Source organism: Marinobacter sp. C2H3 (genome assembly GCF_037080155.1).
In the GTDB taxonomy this organism is placed as follows: Bacteria; Pseudomonadota; Gammaproteobacteria; order Pseudomonadales; family Oleiphilaceae; genus Marinobacter.
The window spans coordinates 389,340-406,860 of record NZ_JBBBNZ010000003.1 but is presented as its reverse complement, the minus strand read 5'-3'; the positions used below and the strand labels follow the sequence as shown (position 1 = coordinate 406,860).

Genomic DNA, 17,521 nt, shown 5'->3' with positions numbered 1-17,521 from the left:
CAGGTTGCGGAGTTGGAGATCGGGGTCAGATGAGTTTCATCTGACCCCAGGTTTGGCCCCAGGCTCGGGCGATCAGTTGCCGCCCCAGTTGGCCTTCGGGTCCGGCGTCATGCGCAGGTACTTCTTCACGGCCTTGTAGCCTTTCGGGAAGCGCTGTTTGATTTCGTCCTCGTCCTGCAGGGACGGCACGATCACCACGTCGTCGCCCCGTTCCCAGTTGCCCGGGGTGGCCACCTTGTGCTCATCGGTCAGCTGCAGGGAGTCGATCACCCGCAGGATCTCGTTGAAGTTGCGGCCGGTGGACGCCGGATAGGTGATCATCAGGCGCACTTTCTTGTTCGGGTCGATCACGAACAGGGAGCGCACGGTGAGGCTGTCGTTGGCGTTCGGGTGAATCATGTCGTAGAGGCCGGACACGGTGCGGTCGTGGTCGGCGATGATCGGGAAATTCACCGCGCAGCCCTGGGTCTCGTTGATGTCCTTCACCCAGTCGTGGTGGGAATCCACCGGGTCCACGCTCAGGGCAATGGCTTTCACGTTGCGTTTGGCAAACTCGTCCTTCAGCTTGGCGGTCAGACCCAGTTCGGTGGTGCACACCGGGGTGAAATCCGCCGGGTGCGAGAACAGCACGCCCCAGCTGTTGCCCAGCCACTCGTGGAACTTGATGCGGCCTTCGGTGGAATCCTGTTCAAAATCCGGGGCGATGTCGCCCAATCGAATGCTCATGAGGCTTCTCCTGACGGTGAATCATCCGGTAAGTGGAACCGCCGGCACCCGGCGGCGCTGCTCGGAAACGCATATTAGTATGCATGATGGCGGCCGGGCCGGAATACAAGGGGCTTGATGCAACGCAACGGGCCCGGCCAACGTCGGTCGGGCGCGCGTTCCGTGCCGCCGTCATCGCTTCTTTGTCAGCCGTTCTGCCCCAAACGTTCCCGCTCGAAGTGATCCCGGGTCAGTTTCAGTACCACCGGGCTCAGCAGCAGCAGGGCGATCAGGTTGGGCAGGGCCATCATGGCGTTCAGGGTGTCCGCCAGCAGCCAGACGAAGCCCAGGTTGAGGGTGGCGCCCACCGGAACCGCCAGAATCCAGACGATGCGATACGGCACGATGGCCTTCACGCCGAACAGGAACTCGATGCAGCGTTCGCCGTAGAACGACCAGCCCAGGATGGTGGTGAACGCGAAAATCGCCAGGGCCACGGCCACCACGTAGTTGCCCCAGCCGGGCAGCGCCGCCTCAAAGGCCATGGAGGTCAGGGCCGCGCCGGACTCGCCGCTGGTCCAGGTACCGGAGGTGATGATCACCAGGCCGGTGATGGAGCAGATCACGATGGTGTCAATGAAGGTGCCTAGCATGGCCACCATGCCCTGCTTGATGGGGTTCTTGGTCTGCGCGGCGGCGTGGGCGATGGGCGCGGAACCCAGGCCGGCCTCGTTGGAGAACACGCCCCGGGCCACACCAAAGCGGATGGCGGCCCAGACGGCGGCGCCGGCAAAGCCGCCTTCCGCGGCGATCGGGCTGAACGCGTGCTTGAACACCAGCGCGAGCGCGGCGGGGATTTCCTGGGCGTTGATGGCGAGCACGATCAGCCCGGCCACCAGGTAGGAAATGGCCATCAGCGGCACCAGGCCACTGGCCACCTGGCCGATCCGGCGAATGCCGCCGATCAATACCAGGCCCACCAGGACCATCAGCACCAGGCCGGTGGCCCAATGGGGAATGCTGAAGGTGGTCTGCATCACGTCGGCCACGGAGTTGGCCTGCACGGTGTTGCCGATGCCAAAGCCGGCGACAGCAGCGAAGATGGCGAACAGCACACCCAGCCAGGCCCACTTGGGCCCAAGGCCGTTGCGGATGTAGTACATCGGGCCACCTACGTGGTCACCGCGCTCGTCCACTTCCCGGAAGCGTACCGCCAGTACCGCCTCGGAATACTTGGTGGCCATGCCCACCAGGGCGGTCAGCCACATCCACAGCAGTGCACCGGGGCCGCCGAGGAACACCGCGGTGGCCACGCCGGCGATATTACCGGTGCCCACGGTGGCCGAAAGGGCGGTCATCAGCGCCTGGAACGGCGGGATTTCGCCGTCCTCGCCGGTGGCCTGGCGACCGGACCACATGAGCCGGAAGCCCGCGCCGAGCTTGCGGATGGGCATGAATTTCAGCCCGATGCTCAAAAACAGGCCGACACCCAGAATGAGAACCAGCATGGGCGGGCCCCACACCAGTCCGTTCACACTACTGACAAAGCTTTCAATGGCGTCCACAGGGATCTCCCTCTGCCGGGTTTTTCTGGTTATGGAATGCGTTACCCTAGGTGGCGGGCCGTACCGGTGACCCCGCCGGCAGAACCAACTCGGTTCAAGAAGGGTATAACCGATTGAGTTTAGTCAGATATTTTCGTCTGTAAACCGTTGCGGAGGGTTTTGTATGGAGAAGTTATCCACGAACGTGAGTTTTGGCGGCGAGCATCGCCGGTACCGTCACCGGTCGGACACCCTGGACTGCGACATGGAATTCGCCGTCTTCCTGCCGCCGTCTGCCTTGGGGCCAAAGGCGACGCCGGCGCCGGTGCTGTACTGGCTGTCCGGGCTGACCTGCACCGACCAGAACTTTATGCAGAAGGCCGGTGCCCAGAAGCTGGCGGCCCGGCTCGGTCTGGCCATTGTCTGCCCCGACACCAGCCCCCGGGGCGTGGCGCTGCCCGGCGAGGACGACAGCTACGATTTTGGCAGTGGGGCGGGGTTCTACGTCAATGCCACCGAGCAGCCCTGGGCCCGGCATTACCGCATGTACGATTACGTGGTGACCGAGCTGCCGGCGCTGGTGGAGCGGGAGCTGCCGGTGACCGACCAGCGCGCCGTCAGCGGTCATTCCATGGGCGGCCATGGCGCGCTGATCTGTGCGCTGAAGAACCCGGGGCGCTACCGGTCGGTCTCGGCGTTTGCCCCCATCGCCAACCCCACCGCCTGCCCCTGGGGCCAGAAGGCGTTCCGGGGTTATCTGGGCGACGATGAAAGCGCCTGGGCAGAATGGGACGCCACCCGGCTGATTCCCGATGCGAAAGAGCGCCTACCGCTGTTGGTAGACCAGGGCACCGCAGACGAGTTTCTGGAGAGCCAGCTCAACCCGGAGGCGCTGGCGGAGGCCTGCGAGAAGCACCATCACCACATTGATCTGCGGATGCACCGGGGCTACGACCACAGCTATTTCTTCATTGCCTCGTTTATTGACGACCACCTGCACCACCACGCCCGGGCCCTTGGGCTGGGTTGATAGGGGGCATCAGGAGCGGAAGCCCCAGATCAGGCTGAAGTCCATGGACGGCATGATCTCGGGCTCCTCCACCGCGCGGATGTTGTACTCCAGCACGCTGGTGTCCCGCTCGAAAGTGCCGCTGTAGCGGTTGCCCCGGGGCCCGAAAATGGCTTTTACAAACGGGCCCCGGGCCCGCACCGGCCGGCCGGTCACCACCCCCACTTCGTTGTTGTCCAGGCGCACAAGCACTCCCGGCGGATACTCTCCCAGCACCTCCAGCAGCGCCCTCGGAATGGCCGGCCGGAAGCGTCCGTCCGCCAGCGCCGCGATCAGCTTGCGGGCGGCGGTGATGTTCATGCGGTTGCGGTAGGCGCGCTTGGTGATCATGGCCACATACCGCTCTGCCAGGGCAAGAATCTCCGCTTCCGGTCGGATATCGGTGCCGCTCAGGCCCTTGGGATAGCCGGAGCCGTCCGCCTGTTCGTGGTGTTGAGCGATGATGGTCAGCACCAGGTTGTTGTTGATGCCAGCGGCCTTTAGCGCCTCGATGCTGCGCTGGGGATGCAGCCGGATGACCTGGCGCTGCTCGTCGGACAGGATCTTGTTGGACGCGTTCAACTGATCCGCCACCGGCACCAGTGCCAGGTTGGCGGTGAGCGCGGCGGCGGTGAGGGCGGCGATGCGCTTTTCCTCCAGCCCGAACTGTCGGCCGATGAACTGGCACAGGATGGCGTGGAAAATCACCTGCTCCTGCATGGTGGGGCTGATGGAATACAGGTGGATCAGCGCCAGGCTGGCGTCCGGCGCTTCCCGGCAGGTGCGGTCGAGCATCCGGCACAGGCCCAGCAGGCGCTGACGGGCCGAGGGGTCACGCTCGGTGATGGCACTGAGGGTGGCCGAGAGCGCGTGCAGGAACTCCGCGTAGTCGGCAAACGGGTTGCGGTCCCGGGTGTCCTCGACGGGCTCGTCCGCCACTCGCTCGATCTTGCGGGGTTTGAAGCGGCCCCGCTCGAACAGCTGCTCCAGCTGGGTGTCGCTGCTGATCACATAGCCTTGACGCAGCAGCACGTTGCCGGCGGCGTCGTAGACGGTCCAGGGAAGCGGGCGCCCGACCACCAGGGCGCCGGGGGCAATGCGTACCAGAGTGCTCAAGATCGGGTTTCCAGCGGGTGGCGTTTTCCGAAAAGTCTACCTGCGAATACCGGTTCAGTACCAGTGTGCCGGCCTGTCTGCGGGGGCCGGTTCACGCCTGCATGGCAACGTGATATTGAAACGCCTGCTGAATGTGCTGGCGAATCTGCTGATCATCCCAGGGTTTGGTCAGGAATTTGTAGATGGCGCCCTGGTTGATGGCGTCGGTGACGGATTTCAGGTCCGTGTAGCCCGAGAGCACAATGCGCACCGTATCCGGGTGGATGGCCTTCACCCGGCTGAGGAATTCGGTGCCGGACATCTCGGGCATACGCTGGTCCGAGACGATCACCTGCACGTCGTTTTCCGCCAGCAGGTTGAACGCTTCCTGCACGCTGGTGGTGGACAGGATTCGGTAGCCGTCCCGGCGCAGGGTGCGGGCCAGGGCCCGGAGAATGTTGGCCTCATCGTCCAGCAGCAGCAGGGTTTTTTGGCCATCGTTTTCCGCCACAGGCGGCGCATCGCCCTGGCCCCGGTGATTGATGTAATCCACCAGATCCGCGTAGGGCATGGGCCGGGCAAACACATAGCCCTGCAAAAGGTCACACTGGTGGCGGCGCAGGAACGCGGCGTGAGCGTCCGTTTCCACGCCTTCGGCGACCACTTCCAGGGACAGGTGGTGGGCCATGGAAATCACCCCCTGGGTGATGGCCGCGTCGCTGCGGTTCTGGATCACGTCCTTGATGAACGAGCGGTCGATTTTGATCTTGTTGGCCGGCATCAGCTTGATGTAACTGAGGCTGGAGAAGCCCGTACCAAAGTCATCAATGGCAATGCGCACGCCCAGGTCTCGCAGTTCGTGCAGGGCCTGGATCACCTGATCGGTGTCGCTCAGGACCGCCGATTCGACGACTTCCAGCTCCAGGTTGGTAGGGGGCAGGCCGGTGGCGCGGAGCACATCCCGCACGGTCTGCACGAACCCGGCCTTGCGAATCTGGATGGGTGAGACGTTTACCGCCATGGTCAGGTCCCGGAAGCCCAGGGCGTGCAGGCGCACGGTATCCCGGCACGCCTGGTCCAGCACCCAGCGGCCCAGGGCGATGATCTGCCCGGTTTCTTCGGCAAGGGGGATAAAGTCTGCGGGCGACACCAGGCCCTGTTCGGGGTGCTGCCAGCGCACGAGGGCCTCCACCGAGCGGATCTGGCCGGTTCGGGCGTTCACCACCGGCTGGTAGTAGAGCGTCAAAGCTTCCTGGTCGATGGCGTCCTGCAGCTGGTTGCGCAGCTTCACGCGCTGGCTGGCCTGGTCGTTCATCTCACGGGCAAACCACTGCCAGGTGTTTCGGCCCAGCTGCTTGGCCTGGAACATGGCCAAGTCCGCCTGCTGGATCAGCTCAGACGGGTTGGCAATACTGCCGTCGGTGGTGGTCATGCCGATGCTGGCGGTCAGGTGCAGGGTTTCGCCGGCCACCCTATAGGGAGCAGCGAGGGCCTGGATCACGCCCTCCACCACCTGCTCGGCGTCGCCGCTTTGGTTCAGGTCCGGCAGCGCCAGAACAAATTCATCGCCGCTGACCCGGGCCACCGTGTCTCCAGAGCGTACCAGCTCCCGCAGGCGCCGGGCCACCTCGATCAGAATCTGGTCGCCGACCCGGTGGCCCAGGGAATCGTTGATCAGTTTGAAGCCGTCCAGGTCAATGAACAGCACGCCGACCTGGCGCTGGTAGCGCCTCGCAAACTGGCAGGCCTGCACCAGCCGGTCCTCCAGCAGGGCCCGGTTGGGCAACTGGGTGAGCACATCGTGGCTGGAATTATAGGCCAGTTGGTTCTCGATGGATTTGCGGTCCGAGATGTCGTTCTGCACGCCCACATAATGGGTGATGACGCCCTCGTCGTCCCGGATCGGGGACAGGTAAAGATCGTTCCAGAAGGGCGCGCCATCCTTGCGGTAGTTGCGCAGAACCACGGAAATTTCCGTGCCGTTCTTCAGAGCTTTGCGAATTTCGGACAGGGCCTGCTCGTTGGTCAGGTCAAAGTCGTCGCCCTGCAGGAACCGGCAGTTGCGGCCCAGTACCTCACTGGCGGCATAACCGGTCATCCGCTCGAAGGTGGGATTGATGTACACCAGCGGCATATCCGGCTGGCGAGCGTCGGCGACGACAATGCCGTTGGAGCTGGACTCGATGCAACGCTTGATCAGTCGCAGTTCCCGGCTGTTTTCCACGTTTGCGGTCTTGTCCCGGAAGGTGTACAGCGCTCGCGGTGCCTGGCTGATGGTGATGCGCTGGACGGTCACCTCCACAATCAGCGCCCTTCCGTCCTGGCTTCGATGGGTCTCCAGCCGGGCGCCGGGGGCAATCACGATGCCCAGGCTTTCCGGGCGGAGTTCCGCCAGGGCCTCGCCCGGGATCGGATCCGACCGCAGCGAGGCCAGGTTCACGGGGCTGTCGCTGCCGCCGGCAAGCCCGTACATCAGGCGGGCGGCGGCATTCAGTTCGCGAATGGTGCCGTCGTCCGGATCGGCCAGGCACATGGCCGTGGGATTGTTCTCAAACAGCAGCCGGTATTGGGCTTCGCTGCTGGCGAGGGATTCGTTGGCGCTGGCCCGGTCGATGGCGTAGCGGATGCTGCGCAACAGGGTGGAACCGTCCAGCCGGCCCTTGGTCAGGTAGTCGGCGGCGCCCATTTCCACCGCCCGGGCGTCCAGCTCCCGGTCGCCCTGGCCGGTCAGCAGGATAAACGGTGTGGTGATTCCGGCGGCACGGGCCTGCTGGATCAGGTCGAGGCCGGAATCCGGCCCCAGCCGAAGGTCCACCAGGGCGACGTCCACGGTCTCCCGCTGAAGGGCTTCCAGGCCCCCTGCCAGATCGTTGCGCCAGATCAGCCGAGTGGTAATCGGGCTGGCGTCCTCCAGCAGGTCGCGGGTGATCAGATAATCGTCTTCGTCGTCCTCAATCAGCAGGACGCGGAGCAGTGGGTCGGTCATGTCGTTGTCGGTCAGTCTTTTTGTTCGATGTTCCCCGGCTGCCAGTATGCGCCGAGGGCGTTCACAATGTTAAGCAGCTCGGAATAGCGGGCCGGTTTCACAATGTAATCGTCCGCCCCCTGGGCCCGGCAGAAGCGAATGTCGTCGTCGTCCCGGGAGGTGGTCAGGATGACCGTGCGCAGGCCCTTCAGTTCGGGCGTCGCGCGGATTTCCACCAGTGACTGACGGCCGTCCTTGAGGGGCATGTTCAGATCCATCAACAGCAGGTCCGGCAGCGGCGCCGCGCCCGCCATCAGGCGCCGAAGGGTGGCCATCAGCTCCACACCGTTGGCGACAAAGCACAGATGGCAGGTATCGCAGCGTTCGGCGAAGGCCTCCTGGATCATCACCTGATCATCGGGGTCGTCGTCGGCAATCAGGATCATGGGGTGTTTTGGCAAAACGGTCATGGGCGTTGCTCAGTTACCGCGCGTGAATCGTATCCGGAAGGTGGTGCCGGTTCCGGGAAGGCTGTTCACGGTGATCGTCGCGCCGTGCCGGTCCAGGATTTTCTTTACTATGGCCAGGCCAATGCCGGTGCCGGCGTAGCCCTCCTTCTGATGAAGGCGCTGGAACGGGTGAAACAGTTTGGCGGCGTAGCGTTCATCAAAGCCGATGCCGTTGTCACTGACCACCAGAGTCCACGATGCTCCGGTCACCTCCTCAGCATATACGTGAATCGTGGGCGCGTGATCTGGTTTTTGAAACTTGATGGCGTTGCTCAGCAGGTTCTGGAACACCTGCCGGAGCTGCGACGGGTCGCCAAGCACCGGCGGCAGGTCGTCCAGGGTAATCACCGCGCCAGATCGGCTGATGGCCGTTTCCAGGTCCCCCAACACGTCCCGGGCGATGGCGCTGGTGTCGCAGACTTCCGGCGCCCGGGCCCGGGTGGTCACCCGGGAATAGCTGAGCAGGTCTTCAATCAGCTTCTGCATGCGTCCGGCGGCGGACTGCATGCGCTTGAGGTAGTCACGGTCCTTCTCATCCAGCCGGTCGGAGCGAATCATCAAGCGGTCGGAGAACGCCTGGATTTTGCGCAGGGGCTCCTGAAGATCGTGGGAGGCCACGAAGGCGAATTCCTGCAGTTCCCGGTTGCTGCGTTCCAGCTCGGCCATGGCTTTTTCCAGTTGCCACTGGGCTTCCTTGCGCTCCCGGATGCTGCGGTAGTATACCGCCAGGCCTTCTTCGGAGGGGTAGGCGCTGATTTCCAGCCAGTTGTCCAGAGGCTCGTAGTAGCCTTCGAACGAGACGGATTCCCCGGTGCTCACCGCCCGGCGGTATTGTTCCTCAAACACCGTGCCAACGGCCGCCGGGAACACGTCCCAAATCCGGTTGCCCAGCAGTTCACTGCGTGGCGTTCTGAGCAACTCCTCAGAGCGCTGGTTGACGTACGTGAAGCGCCAGTCCCGGTCCACGGTAAAGAACGCGTCAGTGATACTCTCGAAAATGGTGGACTGCCGCTCGGCGAATCGGCGGATCTGCTCCAGGGCCTGATGGCTGGCGGTGACGTCCTGGAAGGCGCCCTGCAGGCGCACCACCTGGTTGCTTTCGTCCTTGATCGGGTGGCCAATGGCCCGGACCCAGCGAATGCGGCCCTTGGCGGTGCGGATCTGAAGTTCTTCGTCGAAGGGAATGCCGGTGCGGATGCACAGCTGCACCGCATCAGTGATGCGCTGGCGGTGCTCAGGCAGGTAATAGGTCAGCGCGTCTTCCAGGTCCGGCGCCTGCCCCTCGGGCAGATCGTGGATGGCGCAGACCGCGTCGGACCAGGTGGATTTGCCGGTCTGCAGGTCCAGCACCCAGCCGCCGAGCATGGCCACCCGCTCGGCCATTTGCAGCAGGGCGTCGTTTTCCCGGAGTTTTTCCTCAATGGCCCGCTGTTCGGTCACGTCCCGGGCGACCACGTAGATCAGGTCGTCGCCGCTGAGGGTGGCGTTGAGGGTCAGCCAGTGTTCCTGTTGCTGGCTGTCCAGGGCGCGGATCAGCAGGTCCTTGACGCTATCGCCCTCCAGCAGGGAGGCGACAGCCGTGGTCACGGTGCGGTGATCGTCCGGGTGCACCAGGTTCAGATAGGAGGTGCCCAGCAGCGCCTCCCGGGCGTAGCCCAGGTTGTCCACGAACGCCTGGTTGATCTCGAAGAAATAGCTGTTCAGATCGACAATGCAGAACATATCCGGCGACAGGGAGAAAAACTGGTCCCGCTCCCGGGACAGGGCTTCGGCCGTCAGCTCGTCGCTGATGTCCCGGCCGACACAGAACAGGACACGTTCGTTGGTGTCCCACTCGGCGGTCCAGGCGACGGTCACCACCTGTCCGCGGCGATGGTACAGGCGAGTGCGAAAGCCGTGGGAGCGCCGCTGCTCGCCGGACACCAGCCGGGCGACCTCCGCTTCGGTGGCGGCCCGATCTTCCGGTTCCAGCAGGTAGGTGTAGTGCTGGCCCACCAACGCCTCGGGTCGATAGCCGAGGACGGATTCGCAGGCGGGGCTGACCTGCAGGAAGGTGCCTTCGGCATCAATGGAGCAGAGGATGTCCTTGGAAAATTCCAGAATCCGCTCGTTGGTGGCCCGCAGCCGGCGTTCTTCGTTCAGGTGCGCCTGAAGCTGTTCGCTGAGGTCTTCGTAGGTGCCGGAGCGACGCTCCGCCTCTCGCCAGAGCAGCTGGCTGAGCATCACCAGAAAACTCAGGCCCAGGCCGGTGAACAGGGTCATCGGCGGCAGGAACAGGCCGGGGCGGGGTGCCGGCCCGCGGGACAGGCCGACATCCACCTGCCAGGCGCCGTCGTGATGGTCGTTGAGGTTCCGGGTGACCAGCACCGATGACGGCGTGGCACCGCCCTGGCCTTTCGGGTTCGCGGTATCCTGCGGGTAACCGTAAACCAGCGCGTTACCGGCGCTGACTCTCAGGGTGAGGTCGTCGTCCAGAACCCGGGCAATCTTGCTCAGGAAGCTGGTGAGATCAAACACCGCCAGCAGCAGGTACGGATCACCCTGCCGGTCCTCATAGGGCACGCCCAAAGCGCCAAGAGCGCTGCCGTTGGGCATCACCAGCGGTTGGCTGAGATGTGGGCTCTGCGTCTGTTGCAGGTGCTCCAGCCAGGCCTGAATGGCCGGCTGACGCAGGAAATCGTGCAGCCAGAACCGGTAGCTGAGCTGTTTGGCCTCGGACAGCAACAGTCGGTCGCGACTATCCAGCAGCAGGATCAGCTTGATGTCGGGGTAATCCCGCAGGTAACCGCCCAGATCCCGCTTCCGGGTGCGGACATCCGGAACGCCCGGCAGGTCGGCCCAACGCTCGGACAGTCGCCGGATCAGCGCCGTCTTGTCCGCCAGCTGGGTGGTGGTGGCCTGAACAATCTGATCCGCCAGCACCTCCGCCCGGTTCAGCCGGTGATGGCTGTTCTGGGTGCGCAGTAGGTGCCAAGTCAGGGTGACGACCAGTATGCCGACGGCGCCAACGACGACCACCGGCCAGTGAATGCGGGTGGCGTGCTGTTGCCAGACTGAACCCAGGCCGGGCAGTACCGCTCCGGTCAGCATCACCAGCGGGCTGATCACCAGCGTGGATTCGGGCACCGTGCCCAGATTCAGCCAGCTCAGCGCGGGGAGCCACAGGGAGGCGAGGGAGAGCAGTCCCACCAGCGCGGCGGCGAGGCCAATAAGCCGGGCCAGGGGCGCGCTCAGCCGGTTACCGGCCATCACCAGGATGGCCAGGGCAATCAGGCTGCTGACGGCGGTAAGCTGCGGTTGAATCCGAATGGGCAGAAAGCTGGCAGGCAGCCCCAGAGCCAGCCACACCGTCAGCGTGGCGGACACCGCCAGCAGCAGGGCGGCGAAGGTGCCCACCAGCCAGCGCCGGCGGAACACCACGCCGAACAGGCTGAGGCCGAGCAGCAGCGCCATCAGCCCGCCACCCGGTGGCAGCACGGCGTGCGGATTGGCGCCTGGCCAAACGGCATCAAGCACCATGATTGTGCCCACCGCCACCTGCACGATGGCCAGGCTGAGCAGGGCGCACAACCAGAACACCACGACGTTGCGGGCGTCAGACATCCAGCACCTGCGGGCCCAGCAGCCGCAGAATCTCGTCGGCGGTGGTCAGGCCGTCCCGGAGTTTTTCAAAGGCGTCGTCCAGCAGCACTTTCATGCCCCGCTCCCGGGCCAGGGTCTCGATCTGCATGGCGCTGGCGCCCTCGGTGATGGCGGCGCGCATGGCGTCGTCCACGGTCAGCACCTCGTGGATCGCCACCCGCCCGCGGTAGCCCTTGTGGCACTTCTCGCAGCCCTGGCCCCGAAAGTAGGTCAGGTCCCCGGTAGCGAACTGGGGGCCGAGTTGGCGCAGTACCTCGGTGGGAGGCGGCACCACCTCCCGGCAGTGATTGCAGATACGCCGCACCAGCCGCTGGGCGATGATGGCCTCCAGGGCCGAGGCCACCACAAAGGGTTTCAGGCCCAAATCCAACAGCCGGGCCACGGTGGCGGAGGCGGAGCTGGTGTGCAGGGTGGAGTACACCAGGTGGCCGGTCATGGCGGCGTGGAAGGCCACATCGGCGGTCTCCTGGTCCCGGATCTCACCCAGCAGGATCACGTCCGGGTCCTGCCGCAGAATCGCCCGCAGCACGCTCGCAAAGTCCAGCCCGATGCGGTCCTTCACCGGCACCTGCCCGGCCATGTCCACGTGGAATTCCACCGGGTCCTCGATGGTCACGTAGTTGCGCTCCGGACTGGCGTTGTGCTGCAGCAGGGCGTACAGGGTGGTGGTTTTGCCGCTGCCGGTGGGCCCGGTGGCCAGGATGATGCCCTGGGGCTTGGCCACCACGTGCATCAGCCGCTTCAGGTTGTGTTTGGACAGCCCCAGGTCTTCCAAAGACTGGGCGGCGGACTGACGCTCCAGTACCCGCATGACCACCTTCTCACCATTGATGGTCGGCAGGGTGGAGATGCGCAGGTCGACGATGCGCATGGGGGTTTTCACGGTGATGCGGCCATCCTGGGGCCGGCGCCGCTCGGTGATGTCCAGCTCCGCCATCACCTTGATGCGGGAGACTACGGACATCAGCAGGTTGGTGGGGATGTGGATCTTGTCCTGCAGCACGCCGTCGATCCGGTAGCGCACCACCAGGGACTTGGTGCGGGGGTGCACGTGGATGTCGCTGGCCCCCAGGCGCAACGCCTCCAGAATGATCGCATTGACCAGGCGGATGGCCGGAGGCTCCTCGGAGCTGCCCAGCAGCTGTTCCAGGGATTCCTGATCGTTTTCGTCGTCCAGGACAATCTCGATGCCTTCATACGGGTCGTCCGTGCCCACCTTGGTGGCAATGTCGTCCAGCTCGCTGGTGTCGCCAAAAATCTCCGCCAGCTTGGCCTGCATCTGGCTGGTTTCCGCCAGCAGCGGGTGAATGGTGTAGCCGGTCATGAAGCCCAGTTCGTCGATCAGGTTCACGTCCATGGGATCCACCATGGCCAGCCGCAGGCGCTGGCCGTGCACCCGCAGGGGCAGGATCAGCTGGCGGGTGCAGATCTTCTGGGGAATCAGCGACAGCAGGCTCGGATCGGCCTGGAACTCCCGCAGGTCCACCTCCTCGAACAGCATGTCGTCCCGCAGCATCTCGAAGACCTTTCTCAGGTCCAGCCAGTCGTGCTGCAGCAGGGTGCGGATCACCGGGTGCTTCTTGCTCTGCATCTCCCGGTGCAGCTGCTGGATCTGCTGGGCGTTCAGCCAGCCTTTCTTGTGCAGCAGGATGGCCAACTGGCTGCGGTTGGTGGCGGTCAGCTTGCTGATGGTTTCCAGGTCTTTGCTCTGGGCCCGGGTTTTCTGCTCCAGGGCTTTGGTGCGCTGGATCAGCTCGTACTGCTCCAGAGCCAGGGCGATGGTCAAGCGGATGTCGTCGTCGTTCCAGGGCTTGAGGATAAACCGGTACACCGCGCCGTCCCGGATCGAGCCCATCACCGCGTCGGTGTTGGCGTGGCCGGTAAGCATGATGCGGATGGTCTGGGGCCAGCGCTCGCGCACTTCCCGGAGCAGGTCACTGCCGTTCATGCCGGGCATCATGAAGTCGGTCATGATCAGCTCGACCGGCTGTTTCTCCAGAATGTTCAGGGCTTCCTGGCCGGAACGGGCAAACAGCAGCTCGTAATTCTCCCGCTGGAACACCCGGCGCAGGGACGCCAGAATGTTGGGCTCGTCGTCCACCAGCAGCAACCGGTAGGGGGCCGCTTTGGCGGCGGGCACGTCCGGACGCTCACCGGTGTCGGCGTCTTTGCCATAGAACAGGTTGGCGTAGCGCTTGGCCATCAGGAGTCCTTGGTGGGTCGGGGTGTGTTAACGGGCAGAACCAGGCGCACCCGGGTGCCGGTGCCTTCCCGGCTGTCCAGCTCCAGGCTGCCCTGATGGGCGCGCACCGTGTCCCGGGCCACGGTCAGGCCCAGGCCGGTGCCGGAACCCACCGGCCGGCTGGTAAAAAAGGCATCGAACACGTTCGCCCGATGTGCCTCGGGAATGCCGCAGCCGTTGTCCTGGATGACAATCTCCACGGCGTTGTCCCGGGCCAGTGTGCGCACCAGAATGCGGCCCTTGCCTTTGTCAGGCTCCGCGTCCCGCAGGGCCTGGGCGGCGTTGTCCAGCAGGTTGAAAAAGGTCTGGGACAGCCGGGACGGGTGGCCGTGAATGTCCGGCAGTTCCGCCAGGCGCTCGATAATGTCCAGATCGTGCTGGTATTCGGTCTGCACCAGATGGATGGCGCTGAGCAGCAGCTCATTGACCCGGCATCGGGTGTAGTCGGCCTGGTCGATGCTGGAGAAGGTCTTCAGATCCTTGACGATATCCGCGATGCGGCGGGTGCCGTCCAGGGATTCGGTCAGCAGGGCGTGGAAATCCGCCACCAGCTCCCGGTTTTCGGGGGTTTCCGGCACCAGCGCCCCCAGTTCGTTGACGTAGTCTGCCGCCACCCTCAGGTTGCTGCCAATAAAGCCGATCGGGTTGTTGATCTCATGGGCCACCCCGGCGGCCAGTTGCCCGACCGAGCGCAGCCGGGCGCTTTCGTACAGCTCCTGCTGGGTCTGTCGGATCACCGAGACCTGCTCGTCCACCTTCTGCTGGAGCTGGCCGGACAGCGCCCGGTAGCGGGCCTCTGAGTCTTTGAGCGCCTCGTTCTGGCGCTGCAGCTCGGCGTAGCCGGCTTCGGTGGCGTCGTGGTGCAGGTTGGCGGCGAGCCGGTACTTGCCGATAAACAGCATCAGGAAACCCACCATGGCCACCGCCGCGTCCCGTTCCCGGGCGCTGCCCCCGCCGCTGAGCCAGCCGATGGTTTCCAGGTTGAACTCCACCGGGGTGGCCTCTACCTCGGGCCGTTCGGCGGTGAGGGTGACCGGCGCCGAGCACAGGCCGCTCAGTGTCTGGTTCAGCCGCGCGAGCTGCTCGTGGCTGAGCAGGTCGGCGAGGGTGGGATCGTCTTCGAAGTTACGCATCGGAGGCGTCTCCGGTGTGGGTCAGGCGCTCGACAAACGCCCGGGCGCTGATGCCATGATCCTCCGCCAGCCGGAACTCGGCGTCAATCACCGGGTACAGCTGTTCCAGCAGCCGGCGGAAGGTGGCCAGTACCCCCTCGCCTTTCAGGGCCGAAGCCATCACCAGCGGCGCCCAGGGGGTGTCGGCCCAGCGCGCCTGCAGCTCCGTCTCCGGCACCACGCCGGGAATGTCCCGCTTGTTGAACTGCACCACCAGCGGCAGGGATTCAATATCCAGCCCGACCTTCTCCAGGTTCTCTTCCAGGTTGCCAAAGGCGATGGCGTTGTTGTCCTGCTGGGAGGGCTGGGAGTCGGCCACGAACACCACCCCGTCGGCCCTGGACAGCACGGCTTTGCGGGTGCTGTCGTGCTGAACCTGGCCGGGCACGGTGTACAGTTTCAGACGCAGGTCCAGGCCGTTGCGGCCCCGCAGTCCGATGGGCAGCATGTCAAAAAACAGGGTTCGGTCGTCCCGGGTTTCCAGCACCATCAGCTCGCCCTTGCGTTCGGGGTTGAGCAGGGAATGCAACTGCATCAGGTTGGTGGTCTTGCCGCTCAGGGCCGGGCCGTAGAACACCACCTTCAAGGCCAGTTTGTTGTCGTCCGGGCTGTAGTCGGGCATGGTCTGGCGCTCAGTGACCGGGTCGGTCAGTCGGAGTCAATGATGATGGAGCCGTCGGCGTCCCGGTGCACCCGGGTAATGCCCGGGTTGTCCGCCTCCAGCCGCAGCAGTTCTTCTTCCCGGGCGCGGATCAGCGCCCGCTGGCGGTCGTTCTCGGCCCGCAGCCGCCGGTTCTCCTGCGACAGCTGGTAAAGATCGACGGCGGATTTCAGCGCCGCCACCACCTCGTAATCATCCCAGGGCTTGGACAGATACCGGTAGACCTCGGCCTGGTTGATGGCCTTGATCATGGATTCCCGGTCGCCGTAGGCGCTCAGCACCAGGCGGATGGCGTCCGGCTGCTTCTGCTTGGCAAACTGCAGGTAGGTGACGCCGTCGGCGGTGGGCATCTGGTAATCGGACACGATGGCGGCGTAGTCGTGCTCCAGCAGCGCCTGCAGGGCGGCGTCCACCCGGTCAAAGGTGTCTACCTGCCAGCCCAGGGGCCGCAGCAGCCGGCGCAGGGCGTTGAGGATGTTGGGTTCGTCGTCTACCAGCTGGATTCGGATCATGCTGGGGTCTCCTCCCCTTCGTCGTCGGGTTCCGGTTTGCGCACATACAGAACGTAGCGGTGGCCGTCCGGTTCGCCTTTCTCGAACGCGGCCAGCTTGTCGATCAGCACGGCGGTCAGGGTTTTGCCTTCGTTCAGCAGCAGCATGCCGGAGGCGGCGTACAGGTTGCGGGCCAGCACCATGCCCGGCTTCACCCGCAGGGTGTCCAGTTCCAGAATCGTCGGATCGGACTGCTCCACGTCCGGGGCCAGCTCCAGCAGCATCTCCAGAAACCGGTTGGTCAGCGCCGGATCGTACAGCCGCTCCCGATACCGCTTGAGCAGCTTCATGGCGTTATCCCGGGATACCTTGCGTTCCAGAATCAGCCCGTACTGCAGCTCCACAAAGTCCACCGCCAGCCTTAGGATGCGGGCGCCCAGAGGGATTTGTTCGCCTTCCAGCCGGTCCGGCAGGCCGTAGCCGTTCCACTTTTCCTGGTGGTGGCGGATGATCCGGGCGGTGTCCCGCAGGGGTTCCAGGGCCAGCAGCAGTTGTTCGCCGGCCACGGGGTATTTCTGGTAATGCAGCCGCTGCTCCTTGGTGAGCAGGTCCGAGGGCGCCAGAAACAGCTCATCCGGCCAGCCCAGCTTGCCCAGGTTGTAAAGGGCGGCGGCCATGGCCAGGTTGCGGGCCAGCTCGTCGTCCAGCCCGGCGTACCCGGCAAAGGCCTTCACCAGGGTGATCACCTTGGCGTTGGGCTGGCGGTGCGGCGGCAGACGCTGGTTGATCAGGGTGGCAAACACTTCGGTGGTGGTCACGTAGCTCTGGCGCAGTTCCCGGTACGCCAGGTCCACCATGTCGGCGGTTTCCTTGAGTTCCTCGGTGCGCCGGCGGACTTTGTCCTCCAGGCTGGCGTTGAGGGTCTGCAACTGGCGGTTCTGTTTGCGGGTGAGCTTTTCCAGGGCCAGCCGGCGCCGCTCGGAATACTGGAATGCCAGGGCCTGGCGGATGATCAGCCGCAGCTCGTCGTCGTCCCAGGGTTTGCTGATGTAGCGGTAGATCTGGCCATCGTTGATGGCGGAAATGGTGGAGGTGATGTCGGCGTAGCCGGTCAGCAGAATGCGCACGGTCCAGGGGTGCCGGCGACGGATTTCCGCCAGCAGGGTGGGGCCGTCCATACCCGGCATGCGGGCGTCGGAAATCACCAGGTCCACCGGTTGCTCGGCGATCGCCGCCAGCGCCTCGTCTCCGGAATTGGCGATCACCAGGGTCCAGGGCTCCCGCCGCAGAACCCGTTGCAGGCTGCGCAGGATGTTTTCCTCATCGTCCACCAGCAGGATGCGGGCGGTTTTCGGAAGCCGCTCCCGGCCGTTGCCTGATGAGTCGGAAGACGGCCCGGGGGCAGGCTGCCCAGGGGCTCTGGATGCCGGCACGGAGTCACTCATGG

Annotated in this window: 12 protein-coding genes; 1 reads left to right on the top strand and 11 read right to left on the bottom strand. The window is 64.7% G+C overall.

The genetic code is table 11. The features are described 5' to 3' along the window. Positions 1-72 precede the first annotated feature (72 nt). Complete coding sequence (locus V3388_RS11240; RefSeq protein WP_336367644.1) at positions 73-726, bottom strand: peroxiredoxin; 654 nt, start codon at positions 724-726, stop codon at positions 73-75. A gap of 185 nt (positions 727-911) precedes the next feature. After that, the gene (locus tag V3388_RS11235; RefSeq protein ID WP_336367643.1) at positions 912-2,270 is read right to left on the bottom strand and encodes an alanine/glycine:cation symporter family protein; all 1,359 of its coding nucleotides are present in this window, start codon (positions 2,268-2,270) and stop codon (positions 912-914) included. 163 nt (positions 2,271-2,433) lie between these two features. Here V3388_RS11235 and fghA point away from each other — a divergent pair, with 163 nt between their 5' ends. Continuing rightward, on the top strand, positions 2,434-3,279 hold the full coding sequence (gene fghA / locus V3388_RS11230) for an S-formylglutathione hydrolase (protein ID WP_336367642.1): 846 nt from the start codon (positions 2,434-2,436) through the stop codon (positions 3,277-3,279). A 9-nt stretch (positions 3,280-3,288) separates the two neighbouring features. Here the strand turns inward: fghA and V3388_RS11225 are convergent, their stop codons facing one another. The 9 genes from V3388_RS11225 to V3388_RS11185 all read right to left on the bottom strand — a co-directional run bounded on the left by V3388_RS11225 (position 3,289) and on the right by V3388_RS11185 (position 17,519). Then, complete coding sequence (locus tag V3388_RS11225; RefSeq protein WP_336367641.1) at positions 3,289-4,413, bottom strand: HD-GYP domain-containing protein; 1,125 nt, start codon at positions 4,411-4,413, stop codon at positions 3,289-3,291. A gap of 91 nt (positions 4,414-4,504) precedes the next feature. After that, positions 4,505-7,378: an EAL domain-containing protein gene (locus V3388_RS11220; protein WP_336367640.1), complete on the bottom strand. Its 2,874-nt coding sequence runs from the start codon at positions 7,376-7,378 to the stop codon at positions 4,505-4,507. A gap of 11 nt (positions 7,379-7,389) precedes the next feature. Beyond that, positions 7,390-7,827, bottom strand: coding sequence for a response regulator (locus tag V3388_RS11215; RefSeq protein ID WP_336367639.1), 438 nt, complete (start codon positions 7,825-7,827; stop codon positions 7,390-7,392). A gap of 9 nt (positions 7,828-7,836) precedes the next feature. After that, positions 7,837-11,469: a PAS domain S-box protein gene (locus V3388_RS11210; protein WP_336367638.1), complete on the bottom strand. Its 3,633-nt coding sequence runs from the start codon at positions 11,467-11,469 to the stop codon at positions 7,837-7,839. Continuing rightward, the gene (locus V3388_RS11205) at positions 11,462-13,711 is read right to left on the bottom strand and encodes an ATPase, T2SS/T4P/T4SS family (RefSeq protein ID WP_336367637.1); all 2,250 of its coding nucleotides are present in this window, start codon (positions 13,709-13,711) and stop codon (positions 11,462-11,464) included. The genes V3388_RS11210 and V3388_RS11205 overlap by 8 nt, the downstream gene beginning before the upstream one ends. Beyond that, a complete protein-coding gene (locus V3388_RS11200) occupies positions 13,711-14,883 on the bottom strand; it encodes a sensor histidine kinase (RefSeq protein WP_336367636.1) in 1,173 nt (390 codons plus the stop codon). The genes V3388_RS11205 and V3388_RS11200 overlap by 1 nt, the downstream gene beginning before the upstream one ends. Then, positions 14,876-15,544: a GTP-binding protein gene (locus tag V3388_RS11195; protein ID WP_336367635.1), complete on the bottom strand. Its 669-nt coding sequence runs from the start codon at positions 15,542-15,544 to the stop codon at positions 14,876-14,878. Before V3388_RS11195 ends, V3388_RS11200 begins: the two co-directional genes overlap by 8 nt. A gap of 26 nt (positions 15,545-15,570) precedes the next feature. After that, positions 15,571-16,095: a response regulator gene (locus V3388_RS11190; RefSeq protein WP_336367634.1), complete on the bottom strand. Its 525-nt coding sequence runs from the start codon at positions 16,093-16,095 to the stop codon at positions 15,571-15,573. Then, positions 16,092-17,519, bottom strand: coding sequence for an HD domain-containing phosphohydrolase (locus tag V3388_RS11185; protein WP_336367633.1), 1,428 nt, complete (start codon positions 17,517-17,519; stop codon positions 16,092-16,094). Before V3388_RS11185 ends, V3388_RS11190 begins: the two co-directional genes overlap by 4 nt. Between the last annotated feature and the right edge of the window lie 2 nt (positions 17,520-17,521).

Coding starts and splice junctions, on each gene's coding strand:
- V3388_RS11210 (WP_336367638.1), bottom strand. CDS start 11,469: ATGTCTGACGCCCGCAACGTCGTGGTGTTCTGGTTGTGCGCCCTGCTC.
- V3388_RS11205 (WP_336367637.1), bottom strand. CDS start 13,711: ATGGCCAAGCGCTACGCCAACCTGTTCTATGGCAAAGACGCCGACACC.
- V3388_RS11220 (WP_336367640.1), bottom strand. CDS start 7,378: ATGACCGACCCACTGCTCCGCGTCCTGCTGATTGAGGACGACGAAGAC.
- V3388_RS11185 (WP_336367633.1), bottom strand. CDS start 17,519: ATGAGTGACTCCGTGCCGGCATCCAGAGCCCCTGGGCAGCCTGCCCCC.
- V3388_RS11215 (WP_336367639.1), bottom strand. CDS start 7,827: ATGACCGTTTTGCCAAAACACCCCATGATCCTGATTGCCGACGACGAC.
- V3388_RS11195 (WP_336367635.1), bottom strand. CDS start 15,544: ATGCCCGACTACAGCCCGGACGACAACAAACTGGCCTTGAAGGTGGTG.
- V3388_RS11190 (WP_336367634.1), bottom strand. CDS start 16,095: ATGATCCGAATCCAGCTGGTAGACGACGAACCCAACATCCTCAACGCC.
- V3388_RS11240 (WP_336367644.1), bottom strand. CDS start 726: ATGAGCATTCGATTGGGCGACATCGCCCCGGATTTTGAACAGGATTCC.
- fghA (WP_336367642.1), top strand. CDS start 2,434: ATGGAGAAGTTATCCACGAACGTGAGTTTTGGCGGCGAGCATCGCCGG.
- V3388_RS11200 (WP_336367636.1), bottom strand. CDS start 14,883: ATGCGTAACTTCGAAGACGATCCCACCCTCGCCGACCTGCTCAGCCAC.